Origin of the sequence: Burkholderia sp. Bp9031 (assembly GCF_003857965.1) — a bacterium.
Lineage (GTDB): Bacteria > Pseudomonadota > Gammaproteobacteria > Burkholderiales > Burkholderiaceae > Burkholderia > Burkholderia ambifaria_A.
The window spans coordinates 45,827-61,743 of record NZ_QTPW01000002.1; the positions used below are offsets into that span (position 1 = coordinate 45,827).

General features: G+C 66.8%; 16 protein-coding genes. All 16 read right to left on the bottom strand.

Going from position 1 to position 15,917, the window contains the following annotated elements; translation table 11 throughout:
* Positions 1–21 precede the first annotated feature (21 nt).
* Positions 22–1,554 (bottom strand): amidophosphoribosyltransferase, encoded by a 1,533-nt coding sequence (gene purF / locus DIE15_RS03385; RefSeq protein ID WP_057923929.1) that lies wholly within the window; start codon positions 1,552–1,554, stop codon positions 22–24.
* A 52-nt stretch (positions 1,555–1,606) separates the two neighbouring features.
* A complete protein-coding gene (locus tag DIE15_RS03390) occupies positions 1,607–2,101 on the bottom strand; it encodes a CvpA family protein (RefSeq protein ID WP_057923930.1) in 495 nt (164 codons plus the stop codon).
* Between the two features lie 6 nt (positions 2,102–2,107).
* The gene (locus tag DIE15_RS03395; RefSeq protein ID WP_124832388.1) at positions 2,108–2,965 is read right to left on the bottom strand and encodes an SPOR domain-containing protein; all 858 of its coding nucleotides are present in this window, start codon (positions 2,963–2,965) and stop codon (positions 2,108–2,110) included.
* Positions 2,966–2,994: 29 nt separating this feature from the next.
* On the bottom strand, positions 2,995–4,305 hold the full coding sequence (folC, locus tag DIE15_RS03400; RefSeq protein ID WP_124832389.1) for a bifunctional tetrahydrofolate synthase/dihydrofolate synthase: 1,311 nt from the start codon (positions 4,303–4,305) through the stop codon (positions 2,995–2,997).
* A 101-nt stretch (positions 4,306–4,406) separates the two neighbouring features.
* Positions 4,407–5,279, bottom strand: a complete 873-nt coding sequence (gene accD, locus DIE15_RS03405; protein ID WP_057923933.1) for an acetyl-CoA carboxylase, carboxyltransferase subunit beta — start codon at positions 5,277–5,279, stop codon at positions 4,407–4,409.
* A gap of 64 nt (positions 5,280–5,343) precedes the next feature.
* Positions 5,344–6,159, bottom strand: a complete 816-nt coding sequence (trpA, locus tag DIE15_RS03410; RefSeq protein ID WP_057923934.1) for a tryptophan synthase subunit alpha — start codon at positions 6,157–6,159, stop codon at positions 5,344–5,346.
* 85 nt (positions 6,160–6,244) lie between these two features.
* Positions 6,245–7,096 (bottom strand): site-specific DNA-methyltransferase, encoded by an 852-nt coding sequence (locus DIE15_RS03415; protein ID WP_124832390.1) that lies wholly within the window; start codon positions 7,094–7,096, stop codon positions 6,245–6,247.
* 9 nt (positions 7,097–7,105) lie between these two features.
* Positions 7,106–8,299: a tryptophan synthase subunit beta gene (gene trpB / locus DIE15_RS03420; protein ID WP_124832391.1), complete on the bottom strand. Its 1,194-nt coding sequence runs from the start codon at positions 8,297–8,299 to the stop codon at positions 7,106–7,108.
* A gap of 55 nt (positions 8,300–8,354) precedes the next feature.
* Entirely contained in the window at positions 8,355–9,056 is a 702-nt protein-coding gene (locus DIE15_RS03425) for a phosphoribosylanthranilate isomerase (protein WP_124832392.1), read from the bottom strand.
* On the bottom strand, positions 9,053–9,865 hold the full coding sequence (gene truA / locus DIE15_RS03430; RefSeq protein WP_185734358.1) for a tRNA pseudouridine(38-40) synthase TruA: 813 nt from the start codon (positions 9,863–9,865) through the stop codon (positions 9,053–9,055). The genes DIE15_RS03425 and truA overlap by 4 nt, the downstream gene beginning before the upstream one ends.
* The gene (locus DIE15_RS03435; protein WP_124832394.1) at positions 9,865–11,913 is read right to left on the bottom strand and encodes a FimV/HubP family polar landmark protein; all 2,049 of its coding nucleotides are present in this window, start codon (positions 11,911–11,913) and stop codon (positions 9,865–9,867) included. Before DIE15_RS03435 ends, truA begins: the two co-directional genes overlap by 1 nt.
* A 549-nt stretch (positions 11,914–12,462) precedes the next feature.
* On the bottom strand, positions 12,463–13,584 hold the full coding sequence (asd, locus tag DIE15_RS03440) for an aspartate-semialdehyde dehydrogenase (protein ID WP_057923940.1): 1,122 nt from the start codon (positions 13,582–13,584) through the stop codon (positions 12,463–12,465).
* A gap of 82 nt (positions 13,585–13,666) precedes the next feature.
* Entirely contained in the window at positions 13,667–13,786 is a 120-nt protein-coding gene (locus DIE15_RS37455) for a 3-isopropylmalate dehydrogenase (protein ID WP_124628490.1), read from the bottom strand.
* A 120-nt stretch (positions 13,787–13,906) separates the two neighbouring features.
* Positions 13,907–14,974 carry a 3-isopropylmalate dehydrogenase gene (leuB, locus tag DIE15_RS03450; RefSeq protein WP_057923941.1) on the bottom strand — a complete coding sequence of 356 codons (1,068 nt, stop codon included), beginning with the start codon at positions 14,972–14,974 and terminating at the stop codon, positions 13,907–13,909.
* A 78-nt stretch (positions 14,975–15,052) separates the two neighbouring features.
* Positions 15,053–15,703 carry a 3-isopropylmalate dehydratase small subunit gene (gene leuD / locus DIE15_RS03455; RefSeq protein WP_057923942.1) on the bottom strand — a complete coding sequence of 217 codons (651 nt, stop codon included), beginning with the start codon at positions 15,701–15,703 and terminating at the stop codon, positions 15,053–15,055.
* A gap of 65 nt (positions 15,704–15,768) precedes the next feature.
* Positions 15,769–15,915, bottom strand: coding sequence for an entericidin A/B family lipoprotein (locus tag DIE15_RS03460; RefSeq protein ID WP_057923943.1), 147 nt, complete (start codon positions 15,913–15,915; stop codon positions 15,769–15,771).
* Between the last annotated feature and the right edge of the window lie 2 nt (positions 15,916–15,917).

The following is a 15,917-nucleotide window of genomic DNA, read 5'->3' on the forward strand; positions in this document are numbered from 1 at the left end:
TTCATCGGAAGCGCGCCGGCATCACTCGACCGACAGTTGCAGGTTCATCTGCGAACGCGCGGTATCGCCCGCCGTGTCGCGATCGGCCTGCGACGCCGGTGCGAGACGCGCACGCTCGATCGCATCGAGGTACTCGGGCGTCACGGCGCCGGTGATGTAGTTGCCGTCGAAGCACGACGCCTCGAAGCGCTCGAGCTTCGGGTTGATGTCGCGCACCGCGCGGCGCAGGTCGTCGACGTCCTGATAGATCAGGTGGTCGGCGCCGATGATCTTCGCGACTTCCTCGTCGGTGCGGCCGTGTGCGACCAGCTCGCCGCGCGTCGGCATGTCGATGCCGTACACGTTCGGGAACTTCACGGGCGGCGCCGCCGACGCGAAGATCACCGACTTCGCGCCCGCATCGCGTGCCATCTGCACGATCTCGTGCGAGGTCGTGCCGCGCACGATCGAGTCGTCGACGATCAGCACGTTCTTGTCCTTGAACTCGATGCTCATCGCATTGAGCTTCTGGCGCACCGACTTCTTGCGCACGGCCTGGCCCGGCATGATGAAGGTGCGGCCGACGTAGCGGTTCTTGAAGAAGCCTTCGCGATACTCGACGCCGAGCTTCGCTGCGACCTGCATCGCGGCCGGACGCGACGAATCGGGAATCGGCATCACGACGTCGATCGGCACGTTCGGCAGCTCGCGCTTGATCTTCTCGGCGAGGTAGTCGCCCATGCGCAGGCGCACGTTGTAGACCGGCACGCCGTCCAGGCACGAATCCGGACGCGCGAGGTACACGTATTCGAACATGCACGGATTCAGCGTCGGGTTCTCCGCGCACTGCTGGCTGTGGAAGTTGCCGGCCTTGTCGATAAAAATCGCTTCGCCCGGCTGCACGTCGCGCACGAATTCGAAACCGATGCCTTCGACCGCCACCGACTCCGACGCGACCATCCATTCAGTGCCGTGTTCGGTCTCGAGCTTGCCGATGCAAAGCGGGCGAATGCCGAACGGATCGCGGAAGGCGAGCAGGCCGTAGCCGGCGATCAGCGACACGATCGCGTACGAGCCCTGCAGGCGACGATGCACGCCCGCGACCGCCTTGAACACGGCGGCCGGATCGAGTTCGAGGCCCGTCGTCGCCAGTTGCAGCTCGTGCGCGAACACGTTGAGCAGCACTTCGCTGTCGGAATTGGTGTTGATGTGCCGGCGGTCGATCCGGAACATCTCATCCTTCAGCTGTTCCCAGTTCGTCAGGTTGCCGTTGTGCGCGAGGATGATCCCGAACGGCGCGTTCACGTAGAACGGTTGCGCCTCGGCTTCGCTCGACGCCGAGCCGGCCGTCGGATAGCGGACCTGGCCGATGCCGAAGGTGCCGGGCAGGCTGCGCATGTTGCGCGTGCGGAACACGTCGCGCACCATGCCGTTCGCCTTGTACATGTGGAAATTGCTGCCGTCCGCCGTCGCGATGCCCGCTGCATCCTGACCGCGATGCTGCAGCAGCAGCAGGCTGTCATAGATCAGCTGATTGACCGGGGATTGGGAGATAACACCTACGATGCCGCACATGGCATGTCCTTCAAGATGACAAAATCGGTTCCGTCCAGCCCGGTACGCGTCGTCACACGCGCACGTACTGGGCCATGCCGTCGGGCAGGAGCTGCTTCAGCTCGTGCACGCCCTGTTCGGCGATAGGACGCAATAGCGCATTGCGCCAGAAATCCTGTTTGGGCAATTCGGTCAGCCCGGCCGCCGCGACCAGCAGCACCACCAGCACGCAGCCGCGGACGAGCCCGAACATCATGCCCAGCGAGCGATCGACCCCGCCGAGGCCCGTCGCCTGCGCGATCCGCGACAACAGCGCGTTCCCGACACCCGCGACGAACACGACGCCGATCACGATCAGCGCGAACGCGAGCACCCACTGTGTCAGCGCACCGCCCGGCCAGTTCGCCGGAATATACGGCACGACCAGTCCGACATAGCGGGCCGCGATCACGACCGCCGCGATCCAGCCGATCAGCCCGAAAATCTCCGAGACGAAACCGCGCCATGCGCCACGCAGCGCAGACAACGCGATCACCGCCAATACAGCGTAGTCGAAAGCCGTCAGCATCGCACGTTACTGCGTGAGTCCGGCTTCGCGCACCTTCGCGATCGCGGCGGACGCCGCCGCGCGATCCGCAAACGGGCCGGCACGCAGCAGTGTAGCCGTGCTGCCGTCCGCCTGCTTGCTATGCTCGACATATGCGGGCACGCCCGCCGATTTCAACTTGGTGGCCCACGAACGGGCCGTCGCGTCGTCCTTGAACGAGCCGAGCTGCACCGCGAAGCGCGCACCGGCCGGCGATGCCGGCGACGACGCGTCGCCGCTGTCGGCCGCCGCGTCAGCGTTCGCGACCGTCGCGGGCGCCGGCTTCGGCGCGACCGGCTTCGCCGCGGGAGCGGCCGCGGCCGGCTTTGCAGCAGGCTTCGGCGGCGGCGCACTTGCCGTGGTCGTCGAGGTCGTCGAGGTCGTGGTATCGGGCTTCGCGGCCGGCTTCGCCGCATCCTTCGCCGCAGGCGCGGGAACGGCCGCCACGGCAACATCGGAGGCCGGCGGCTCGTCGTGCGCGACACCCGCCTGCACGTCGGATGCGTCGTCATCACGCGGCGCGACCGCCTGGTGCGCGGGCCGGTTCGGGATATCGATCGCGATGTCGTCCGTGACCGGCTTCGGGTGCGAATCGAGCACCATCGGCAGCACGATCACCGCGGCGACGACGAGCGCGATCGCGCCGACGAGCCGCCGGCGGGCGCGTTGCTTTTCAGGAAGGGTCGGATCGAGGAGCAGTGCGTCCGATTCCGGACGCTCGGTGCGGCGTGTGCGTCGCTCGACGCGTTCAGTGCGCTCCGTGCGCACGTTCCGGGAGGCCCCGGTACGACCGCCGCGCCGCGGGGGCGCGTCGTCGTCTTTCTTGCCGAACGAGAAAATTCCCATGAATGGCTGAGTCCGAAACTGCCCGTCAGTCAGTGTTGCTGCGATTTCCGGTAGGCCATCACACCTGCCACCGTATGGAAACTGCCGAAAACCACGATTCTATCATTCTCGGATGCTCTTTTTAGTGCATCGCGAAACGCTTCCGCGGGCGACGCGAACCGCGTCACGCTCGAATCGGCCCCCTCCTCCACGCCCGCCTTGCGCAACGCGGCCTCGAGCTGCTCGGCGCTCGCCGCGCGCGGCAGCGGCAGATCGGTCACGCACCAGTGGTCGATCTCGCCCAACAGGCGCCGCAGCACGCCGTCGATGTCCTTGTCGTGCATCGCGCCGAACACCGCGTACGTGTACGGGAAGAAGCCCATGTTGCCGAGATTCTGCTCGAGCACGGCAGCCGCATGCGGGTTGTGCGCGACGTCCAGCACGATCGCCGGCTTGCCCGGCAGCACCTGGAAGCGCCCCGGCAGCTCGACGTTCGCGAGCCCGAGCCGGATGTCCTGCGCGGACACCGGGAGCACCGGGCGCAGCGCCTCGAGCGCGGCCAGCGCGGCCGACGCATTGATCAGTTGATTCGCGCCGCGCAGCGCCGGATACGCGAGCGCCGGATAGCGCTTTTCGCGGCCGAGGTAACTCCATTGCTGGCGCTCCGCGCCCGGCTGAGCTTCGTAGCGGAAATCGCGACCGACCAGCCACAGGTCGGCGCCGATCGCGTCGGCATGGTCGACCAGCGTGTTCGGCACGGCGGGATCGCCGCAGATCGCCGGCTTGCCCGCGCGGAAGATCCCCGCCTTCTCGAACGCGATCTTCTCGCGCGTGTGGCCGAGATATTCGGTGTGATCGATGTCGATGCTCGTGACGATCGCGCAATCGGTATCGATAATGTTGACCGCGTCGAGCCGGCCGCCGAGGCCGACTTCGAGGATCACGGCGTCGAGCCCACGCGATGCGAACAGGTGCAGGATCGCGAGCGTCGTAAATTCGAAGTACGTGAGCGACACCGGCTCGGGCAGCGACGTGCGCGCCGCTTCCACGGCTTCGAAGTGCGGCAGCAGTTCGGCATCGCTGACCTGCTGCCCGTTCACGCGCGCGCGCTCGCCGAATTCGAGCAGGTGCGGCGACGTGTGGCAACCGACCTTGTAGCCCGCGTGAACGAGGATCGCCTCGAGGAACGCGCAGGTGGAGCCCTTGCCGTTCGTGCCGCCGACCGTGATCACGGGGCACGCGAATTCGAGCTGCAGCGCCGCCTTGACCTGCCCGATGCGGGTGAGGCCCATGTCGATGCCGACCGGGTGCGCGCGTTCGAGATGCGAAAGCCACGCGTCGAGAGTGGGAAAAGTGCTCATCGGATCAAATCTGAATCGGTACCGCCACTACGCCAAAAAAACGAAACGCGCCGCCCGGCGCTTCAGCCGGGCGACGCGCGCAGTTCACCACGCCGCGCCAATCAGGCCAGCGCGTCGGCCGGCTGTCGCTGCAGCAGCGCGAGCAGCTGCGCGATCTCGTCGCGCATCCTGCGGCGGTCGACGATCATGTCGATCGCGCCCGTCTTCAGCAGGAATTCCGCGCGCTGGAAGCCTTCCGGCAGCTTCTCGCGCACCGTCTGCTCGATCACGCGCGGGCCGGCGAAGCCGATCAGCGCCTTCGGCTCGGCAATCACGACGTCGCCGAGGAACGCGAAGCTTGCCGACACGCCACCCATCGTCGGGTCGGTCAGCACCGAGATGAACGGCAGCTTGGCTTCGGCCAGCTTGGTCAGCATCGCGGTGGTCTTCGCCATCTGCATCAGCGACAGCAGGCTTTCCTGCATCCGTGCGCCGCCCGATGCGGTAAAGCAGATGAACGGCACGTGCTGTTCCAGCGCATTCTGCGCGCCGCGCGCGAAGCGCTCGCCGACGACCGAACCCATCGAGCCGCCCATGAACGAGAACTCGAAGCAGGCCGCGACGACGGGCAGCGTGTGGATCGCCCCGCCCATCACGACCATCGCGTCGGTCTCGCCCGTCTCGTCCATCGCTTCCTTCAGACGATCGGGATACTTGCGGCTGTCCTTGAACTTCAGCGAGTCGACCGGCACGATTTCCTGGCCGATTTCATAGCGGCCTTCCGGATCGAGCAGCCCGTCGAGACGCTCACGCGCGCCGATGCGCATGTGGTGATCGCACTTCGGGCATACGTGCAGGTTCGCGTCCACGTCGTTGCGGTACAGCACGGCTTCGCAGGACGGGCACTTGACCCACAGGCCTTCCGGAATGCCCTTGCGGCTTTTCGGGTCGGTCTGCTTGATCTTCGGCGGCAACAGTTTGTCGAGCCAGCTCATCGTATGGTTTCCTGTTCCGTGGCGGGGCGGGCCAATCGGCCCGTTCCCGCTTCCTGTGTTGTGTTTATCGCGCCGCCTTGCCGGCGCCGTCCAGGGCAGCGCGCAGCTCGGCGATGAACGTCTTCAGCGCGGCGGCGGCGCCTTCCGGCGCGGCGCTCTCGAGCAGCTGCACCAGGCGGCTGCCGATCACGACGGCGTCCGACACTTCGGCCACCGCGCGCGCCGTTTCGGCGTCGCGGATGCCGAAGCCGACGCCCACCGGAACCGGCACGCGCGACTTGATGGCCGGGATTTTACCCGCAATGCTCGAAACATCCAGATTTCCGGCGCCGGTCACGCCCTTGAGCGACACGTAGTACACGTAGCCGCTCGCGATCTTGCCCACGTCGGCGATGCGTTCGTCGGTCGACGTCGGCGCGAGCAGGAAGATCGGATCGATCTGCGCGGCACGCATTTTCTCGGCGAACACGCCGGCTTCCTCGGGCGGATAGTCGACGACGAGCACACCGTCGACACCCGCCGCCTGCGCTTCGGTCGCGAACGTGTCGACGCCCATCCGCTCGATCGGGTTCGCATAGCCCATCAGCACGACAGGGGTTTTCTGGTCGGTTTCGCGGAAACGCTTCACGTCGGCGAGCACGCTCTTCAGCGTGACGCCGCGGGCGAGCGCGCGCTCCGACGAGCGCTGGATCACGGGGCCGTCGGCCATCGGGTCCGAGAACGGCACACCGAGCTCGATCACGTCGGCGCCGCCTTCGGCGAGCGCGTGCATGAATTCGACGGTCTTCGCCGGATCGGGGTCGCCGGCCGTGATGAACGGGATCAGGCCCTTGCGGCCTTGTTCGGCGAGTGCGGCGAAGGTCTGCTGGATACGATTCATGGCAATTTTCCTTTGTCGACCGGAGTTAGCGCTTTAGCGCTTACTCCGGTCCCATGCAAAGCAGCGATCGGCGCTGCGGCGCGATTCACGCGCACGTCTGCGCGGCGAGCACGTTCACGCGCTCGTGCGCGATCGCGCAATAACTTTCGTTGATCTCGTAGCCGACGAAGTCGCGCCCCTGCCGTGCGCAGGCCACCGCGGTCGTGCCGCTGCCCATGAACGGATCGAGCACGCGGCCGCCCGGCGGGCAGCTTGCGAGCACCATCCGCTCGATGATTTCCAGCGGCTTCTGGGTCGGATGATCGACGCGCTCCGCGTGCTGCCGATGCAGGCGCGAGACCGACCAGACGTCCTTCGGGTTGTAGCCCATCTCCAGCCACTTGCTGCCTTCGAACAGCTTGCGCGAGCGGGCCTTCTTCGTGTCGGCGTCGTACGGGATGCGGACCGGATCGAGATCGAAGTAATACGCTTTGGAAACCGCGAAAAAGCCGATGTTGTCGTGCACCGACGTGAAACGGCGCGTCGTGCCGCCCATGCTCGGCACGCGCCGGTCCCAGATGATCTCGTTGACCATCGTGAGCTTCGTCTTCAGGAAACTGAAGATTTCCGGCGCGTACTGCCACGTGCAGAAGATATACATCGACCCGCTCGGCTTGAGCTTCGGAATCGCGAGCTCGAGCCACTCGCGCGTCCACGCGAGGAAATCGTCGCCCGAACGCTTGTCCGAGTCGTTGCCGTAGTCCTTGCCGAGCCCGTACGGCGGATCGGCGACGATCAGGTCGATCGACGCATCCGGCAGGCGCGCGGCTTCGGTCATGAAATCGCGGTTGTGCAGTTCGATCCCGGACGGCAGTGCGCGCGACACGGCGACGGCGGGCTGCCCCGCTTCCGCTTCGCTCGCGGCGCCGCCGCCCGGTTGTTCGATCAGATCACGCATCGGTCGGGGTCAGAGCGCGATGCCCGATCGCTCGGCGACCGTGTGCATGTCCTTGTCGCCGCGGCCCGACAGGTTGACGAGCAGGATCTTGTCCTTCGGCAACGTCGGCGCGAGCTTCACGCCATACGCGATCGCGTGGCTCGACTCGAGCGCGGGGATGATCCCCTCGATCCGGCAGCAGTCGTGGAATGCCTTCAGCGCCTCGTCGTCGGTGATCGGCACGTACTGCGCGCGGCCGCTGTCCTTCAGCCATGCGTGCTCGGGGCCGACGCCCGGATAGTCGAGGCCCGCCGACACCGAATGCGTCTCGATGATCTGGCCGTTGTCGTCCTGCAGCAGATAGGTGCGGTTGCCGTGCAGCACGCCTGGGCTGCCGGCGATCAGCGAGGCCGCGTGACGGCCGGTGTCGAGGCCGTCGCCGGCCGCTTCGACGCCGATCAGCTGCACGGAGGTATCGTCGATGTACGGATAGAAGATGCCCATCGCGTTCGAGCCGCCGCCGACGCACGCAATCACCGCGTCCGGCTGCCGGCCGGCGAGTTCCGGCATCTGCACCTTGCACTCGTCGCCGATCACGCGCTGGAAGTCGCGCACCATCGCCGGATACGGGTGCGGGCCCGCGACCGTGCCGATGATGTAGAACGTGCTTTCGATGTTCGTGACCCAGTCGCGCATCGCTTCGTTCAGCGCGTCCTTCAGCGTGCGCGAACCCGATTCGACCGGCACGACCGTCGCGCCGAGCAGCTTCATCCGATAGACGTTCGCGGCCTGGCGGCGCACGTCCTCGGCGCCCATGTAGACGATGCACTCCATCCCGAAGCGGGCGCAGATCGTCGCCGTCGCGACGCCGTGCTGGCCGGCGCCCGTCTCGGCGATCACGCGCTTCTTGCCCATGCGCTTCGCGAGCAGCGCCTGGCCGATCACGTTGTTGATCTTGTGCGCGCCGGTGTGGTTCAGGTCCTCGCGCTTCAGGTAGATCTGCGCGCCGCCGAGCGTCTCGCTCCAGCGCTGCGCGTGATAGATCGGCGACGGACGGCCGACGAAATACTTCAGTTCGCGCTCGTATTCGGCGACGAAATCGGGGTCGTTCCGGAATTTTTCATACGCGGCGCGCAGTTCGTCCAGCGCGTGAATGAGCGTTTCGGCGACGAACACGCCGCCATACGGGCCGAAGTGGCCGCGATCATCAGGAAGGTTGTACATGGCGTCACTCTCGATCGGTCGGCGCGCCCCGCTGTCGGGGCCGCACCGGCTTGCATCACCCGGCGTCCGCTTCGCGCACCGCGCGTACGAACGCCGCCATTCGGGCATGATCCTTCACGCCCTTCGCGCCCTCTACTTCGATGCCACTCGAGACATCGACAGCAAACGGGCGCAACTGGCGAATCGCATCACCGACGTTTTGCGCGTTCAAGCCACCACTCAAAACGGCCCGATGCGCGAGCTCTGCGGGAATAAGTGACCAATCGAAGACCTTGCCGCTACCGCCGTAGTCCGGCACCAGGGTGTCGAACAGGAGGCCGCGCGCTTTCGAATAATGAAGAGCCGATTCTACCAAATCGGACGGCTGCGTCGAGGGGCCGACGCGCACCGCGCGCAACCACGGCAGGCGGGCCGCGCGACCGAGCGCATCGCACTGCTCGGGCGTCTCGTCGCCGTGGAATTGCAGCACCGTGAGCGGCACGTCGCGCACGACCGCCTCGATCTCGGCTTCGGTTGCGTTCACGAACAGCCCGACCACCGACACGAACGGCGGCGCGAGGCGCGCGAGTTCGGCCGCCTGCGCGATCGACACCGCGCGCGGGCTCTTCGGGTAGAACACGAGGCCGATCGCGTCGGCGCCGAGTGCCGCGGCATGCAGCACGTCCTCGGGGCGCGACAGGCCGCACAGCTTGATGCGCGTGCGCGGCGGGAGGCCGGGCGCGGCGGAAGTCGAAGGAGACACGGGGTGATCCGTCATGATTGTGGGTCCAGATCGGCCCAGACGCTGCTCCACGGCACGCTGCCGAGCTGCGCGGGCGGGACGGCGAATTCCGCCGGGTAGCCGACGTGGGCCAGATACAGCCCGTCGGCCATGAACGTGGGCGCGGCGAGATTGCGGTCGCGTCCGGCCAGCACGTCGACGAGCCAGTCCGCCGGATGGCGGCCGCGCCCGACCGCGACGAGGCAGCCCATCAGGTTGCGCACCATGTGGTGCAGGAACGCGTTCGCGCGGAAGCGGAAATGAATGAAGTTGCCCGCGCGCCGCACGTCGATCTGGTACAGGTGTTTGACCGGCGTCTTCGACTGGCATTCCGACGACCGGAACGACGAGAAGTCGTGCTCGCCGATCAGGTGCGCGGCGGCCGCGCGCATCGCGTCGTCGTCGAGCGGGGTGTGGATCCAGCCCGCACGGCCGGCCAGCATCGGCGAGCGCACCGGATGCACGTACAGCGCATAGTAGTACGTGCGCTCGAACGCCGAGAAACGCGCGTGGAACGTGTCAGGCATCGGCTTCGCCCACTGCACGGAAACCGTCGGCGGCAGGAACGCGTTGGTGCCGCGCACCCACGAGAAATCCGCGCGGTCGAGCTCCGTGTCGAAGTGCACGACCTGCCCGAGCCCGTGCACACCCGTGTCGGTCCGCCCCGCGACCGTCGTGTGCAGCGGCACGCACGCGAATTCGCCAAGCGCGTGCTCGAGCGCATCCTGCACGGTCTTGCCGTGCGGCTGCGCCTGCCAGCCGCAGAACGCCGCGCCGTCGTACTGAATCCCCAGCGCGATCCGCATCACGCCTCTTCCGCCAGTTTCGCGAGCAGCGCACGCGCATCGTCGCGCGTCGCGGCGTCGTTCGCGTCGATCACTTCCTGCAGCAGCGTACGCGCGCCGGACACGTCGCCCAGTTCGACGTACTCGGACGCGAGATCCAGCTTGTTGCGGGCAATGCGCGCGAGTTCTTCCGGCGTCAGCGCGGGCAACACGGCACCCGGCGCGGACGGCAGGTCGAGATCGAAATCCAGCTTCAACGCGCCGAACTGCGGGCCGCCGAGCGGCGGCAGCGACGACGGCGCGGACGCGCCGACTGCGTGCGATGCGGGTGTAGCCGCATCCGGATCCCAGTCGAACTCGTCGTCCTGGTCGGCACGGTGTTCCCGTGACATTTCACCCGCGCCAACGCGCGGATGCAGCGCAGATTGACCGTTAGTTGCGATTTTATCGCTTTCGGCTTGCCCTTCCCATGCAGCCGATTCATTCGCCTTACGCGGCGGCAGCGGCATGTCGAGGCTGTTGAGCGCGCTGATCGCGTTCTGCATCAGCGCCGCATGCTGGGTGTCGTTTGCCGAAGGCGCTGCGGGCGACTGACGCGGCTCGTCCGCGGCCGTTTCCGCGACAGGCTTCACGTCGTACGAAGCCGGCGGTGTGTCGTGCACCGGCGCGGCGTGTGCGAACGGCGCTTCCGCTTGATCCGCTTGCGGCTTCACCGCTTCCGGCGGCGACGCGGCATCGGCTTCGTGCGTATCGACCGCCTCCGCCGCTGCCGCGGCAGTCGCGATCAGATTCACATCGGCGGCCGCATCGCGGGCAACCGGCGTCTCGGGGAGGATCGGCGGCAACGGTTCGACAGGCGACGACGACGCGCCAGCGTCGGCGGCAGCCGTCCCGCCGGATTCCGGGGTGACCGCGTCGGCAGTTCGTGCCTTCCGGCGCTTGCGCCACGCGAAGCCGGCCGCGAGAACGACCACGGCCGCGCCGGCCACTGCAGCCGGACGCCAGTCGATCTGGTCCGAACCGCGTGCGGGCGCGGCAGTCGTCACCGGCACGGCTGGCTGCACGGGCGCCGATGCAGGCTGAACCGCGCTGGCGGCCACGCCGGACGCCGCTTCGCTCGCAGCCGGAGACGACGCGGCAGCCGATGCGCCTGCGTCATTCGCCGCGGGGCGCGGCGCAGCGGGTGTCGGAGCCGGCGTGGGCACGGGCGTAACGTTGCTCGTCTCGGCCGGCTTGCCGATCCCGTGTTTCTGCAGCTCCATCAGCACGCGGTTCTTCAGCGCAAGCAGTTGCTGCAGACTCGACGGCCGCGGCTGCGACGCGCCCGCGACGGGTGCCGCAGCGGATGATTCATGCATGCCTTGAACAGAGCCGCCCTGTGCGGACTGGGCAGCGGCTTCGCTTGCGGACGACGGTGCGGACTGGATCGCGCCGCTCCACACGTGCGGCCCGCTTGCGCCGGCCGCAGTCGCTTCCGGCTGAACGGGCTCGACCGTAGACGCGCCATGCGCGGCGGACGCGACGATCGAAGCCGAAGCCGCCGCCGCGACGCTCGCGCCGCTGACCGGCGCCGTATGCGTAGCCGATGCAGCCGGCGCCGTTTGCCCGACTGACCCCGGGTGCGGCGCGGACGCGCCATGCTGCGCGGCTGCAGTCGTGCCCAACGCGGCGGCCGGCGCAGATGCTGCCGATGCCCCGGATACCCCGGCCGGCACGAGCGCCGCGCCCGTCGCGTCGAGCGCCGGCACCGTCAGCGTCGCGCCGACTTTCAGACGGCTCGGGTCATGCTTCATGAACGCCTGCGGATTGGCGTCGAACAGCGCACGGCCGGCGCGCGCGAGCACGCCCGGGTCATGCGACTGCGTGGCCGCTTTCGCGAGGTCGTTCAACGACTGGCCTGGCTGAACCGTCACGTTGAACGGCGCGGGGCCGCCGGCAGCGGACGCCGGCAGGTCGCCGGTGCCGGCCGCCCAGGCCGACGCGGCTGCGCCGAGCGCCAGGATCGCCAGCGCGCCACGCACGGCGCGCGACAGACGGGACTGACGCGGAAACAAGGAAATTCGGGACATCGTAGGCTCTATCGCCGCGCGCGGGCGCAGCTCGAATCGCATAGGGAAGCGTCAATAAAGTCGCCGCAGAAATGCAAAAGCGTCGCGCGGAACGCGACGCTTTTGGCGGCTCTGCGCGTCGTAACCGCATAGTTTACTTCACACGATCGGGTTCCGGCCGAATTCGTCGCCGACACATGCGCGCCGTCCGCTTCCATGCATCGGCACGACCGCTAACCGCGCCGGGCCGCCCGGTGTGCGAATCGCACGACTACCGCACCGCCGCCCCACAACGAACCGTGCACAACGGATCTATCAAGAAATGGGCATCAACCGACGAAAATCCGGACGACAGCATCGCTCCTCAGAATGAATTCGGCCCCGATACTGCACGTCGCATCATTTCCTCGTGTCAATGGAATTGCTACAGGAAAGCCCGGCCGCGCAAAACGATTCGGGGCTTTCGCGCGCGTGCGGCCAACGCCGGCCAATAAAAAACGCCTGCCGCCCCCAAAGGGACTGGCAGGCGTTTCGCCTCGCGCGCCGACGGCGCGCGGCGCGGTCCGATCCTTACTTGTCGAGCAGGATGCGCAGCATGCGGCGCAGCGGCTCGGCCGCGCCCCACAGCAGCTGGTCGCCGACCGTGAACGCCGACAGGTATTCACCGCCCATCGCGAGCTTGCGCAGGCGACCGACCGGGACCGTCAGCGTGCCGGTGATCTTCGCCGGCGACAGATCGCGCATCGACGCTTCACGCTCGTTCGGCACGACCTTAACCCAGTCGTTCGCCGACGCGAGGATACCGTTGATTTCGTCGAGCGGGACGTCCTTCTTCAGCTTGATCGTGAGCGCCTGCGAGTGGCAGCGCATCGCCCCGATCCGCACGCACAGACCGTCGACCGGGATCGAACCCGGCTCGCCCATCGCCGGCTTGCCGAGGATCTTGTTGGTTTCCGCGCCGCCCTTCCACTCTTCCTTCGACATCCCGTTGCCGAGATCCTTGTCGATCCACGGAATCAGCGAACCGGCGAGCGGCACGCCGAAGTGGCTCGTCGGCATCGCATCGCTGTTCATCGTCGCCAGCACGCGGCGGTCGATGTCGAGAATCGCCGACGCCGGATCGGCGAGCTGTTCCTGCACCGAACCGTGCAGCGTGCCCATCTGCGACAGCAATTCGCGCATGTTCTGCGCGCCCGCGCCCGATGCGGCCTGGTAGGTCATCGCCGTCATCCAGTCGACGAGGTTCTCGCGGAACAGGCCGCCGAGCGCCATCAGCATCAGGCTGACCGTGCAGTTGCCGCCGACGAAGTTCTTCGTGCCCTTGACCAGCGCGTCCTTGATCACGTCGAGGTTGACCGGATCGAGGATGATGACCGCGTCGTCGTTCATCCGCAGCGACGAAGCCGCGTCGATCCAGTAGCCGTTCCAGCCGGCCGCGCGCAGCTTCGGGAACACGTCGTTCGTGTAGTCGCCGCCCTGGCACGTGATGATCACGTCGCACTTCTTCAGCTCGTCGACGTTGGTCGCGTCCTTGAGCGTAGTCTCGTTTTTCGCGAACGACGGCGCCTTGCCGCCCGTGTTGCTGGTGCTGAAAAACACCGGTTCGATCAGGTCGAAATCACCTTCTTCCTGCATGCGCTGCATCAGCACGCTGCCGACCATGCCGCGCCAACCTACGAGACCTACGTTCATGACTAACCCTTTGAATGGAGCTTCCCCGCCATTTCCGCCCCCGGCGTGACCGCGCGGGGAAACAGGCGGGCACGACGGACGATCAGCGTTTAATGATCGTTTTCGTGGTAATGGTTTTCGTGATGACGATGGCGCGCGTACCCACACGGGCAGTGTTGCCGTGGAGTTTCAGGACCGGGGAGATCAGGGAAATCAGCGCCATCGTTCGAGTCTACACAAAGCCGGTTGCCCGCACAACGGCCAACCATGCGCGAACCGGCCAATTTCGCGGCCCGTTCGCGCCCTTTCTACATTAACTGCCGTACTTCATCGCCGTTGCGCGTTACAGCGCGGCGATCACCGCGTCGCCCATCGCCACCGTGCCGACCTGCTGGCAGCCCGGCGTCGCGATGTCGCCGGTGCGGTAGCCTTGTTCGAGCACCGTTTTCACCGCGCGCTCGATGCGATCGGCCTGCTCCGCGCGATTCAGCGAATAGCGCAGCATCATCGCGGCCGACAGGATCGTCGCGAGCGGGTTCGCGATGCCCTTGCCCGCGATGTCCGGCGCCGAACCGTGCGACGGCTCGTACAGGCCCTTGTTGTTCTTGTCGAGCGACGCCGACGGCAGCATGCCGATCGAGCCCGTCAGCATCGATGCTTCATCCGACAGGATGTCGCCGAACATGTTGCCGGTCACGATCACGTCGAACTGCTTCGGCGCCTTCGCAAGCTGCATCGCCGCGTTGTCGACATACATGTGCGACAGCTCGACGTCCGCGTATTCCTTCGACACGTCGATCATGATGTCGCGCCAGAATTGCGACGTTTCGAGCACGTTCGCCTTGTCGACCGACAGCAGCTTCTTCGCGCGCTTGCGGGCCGCCTGGAATGCGACGTGCGCGATACGGCGCACTTCCGGTTCCGAATAGCGCATCGTGTCGAAACCTTCGCGTTCGCCGGCAAACAGGCCGTCCGGCGCGGCACGCACGCCGCGCGGCTGGCCGAAGTAGATGTCGCCGTTCAGTTCGCGCACGATCAGGATGTCGAGGCCCGCGACGAGTTCGGCTTTAAGCGGCGACGCATCGACGAGCTGCGGATAGCAGATCGCCGGGCGGAAGTTCGCGAACAGCTCCAGGTGCTTGCGCAGCCCGAGGATCGCCTGCTCGGGGCGCAGCGCGCGCTCGAGCGAGTCGTATTTCCAGTCGCCGACCGCGCCGAACAGGATCGCGTCCGCTTCCTTCGCGAGTTTCAGCGTCGCGTCCGGCAGCGGATGACCGCTCGCCTCGTAACCCGCGCCGCCGACCGGCGCCTGCTCGAGTTCGAACTTCTCGTCGAGGGCGTTCAGCACCTTGACCGCTTCGTTGACGATTTCCGGACCGATGCCGTCGCCGGGCAGCACTGCAATCTTCATGCGTTATTCCTGACTGGGTAGGTTTTATGGAGGCAGGCCGGCGAGCGCGCCCCTGGCGCGCCCGCCCGAAAGGCAATCTCAGCCGACCAGCTTGTTGTTGAGCCACGGCTGCTTCGCGAGCCGCTCGGCTTCGAACTGGCGGATCTTGTCCGCGTGACGCAGCGTCAGGCCGATGTCGTCGAAGCCGTTCAGCAGGCAGTACTTGCGGAACGCGGTGATCTCGAACGGATACTCGCGGCCGTCGCCCGTGCGCACGACCTGCGTGTCGAGATCGATCGTTACCTCGAAGCCGTTGAACGCGACCGTTTCATTGAACAGATGATCGACCTGCTGCTCGGTCAGCACGATCGGCAGCAGCCCGTTCTTGTAGCAGTTGTTGAAGAAGATGTCGGCAAAGCTCGGCGCGATGATCGCGCGGAAGCCGTACTGCTGCAGCGCCCACGGCGCGTGCTCGCGCGAGCTGCCGCAGCCGAAGTTCTTGCGTGCGAGCAGCACCGATGCGCCCTGGTAGCGCGGCTGGTTCAGCACGAAGTCCGGGTTCAGCGGGCGCTTCGAGTTGTCCTGGCCCGGCTCGCCGTGGTCGAGGTAACGCCATTCGTCGAACGCGTTCGGACCGAAGCCCGTGCGCTTGATCGACTTCAGGAACTGCTTCGGGATGATCGCGTCGGTGTCGACGTTCTCGCGATCGAGCGGCGCCACGACGCCGGTATGCACAGTGAATTTTTCCATGATCCGTCTATCCGGTTGAAGGGCCGGCATTCAGCCGGCGCACATCGACAAATTCTCGGCGGGCGTCAGTCCGCGGCGCGCTGCAGTGCGTTGCCGGCGGCATTGACGTCCTCGCCGAAGCCTCGGACGGTATTGCAGCCCGCAAGGCCGAAGCCCAGCCCCGCGAGCGCCAGCGCGGCAACCAGCCGCGCGATGAGCTTCGCTGCCGTCACGC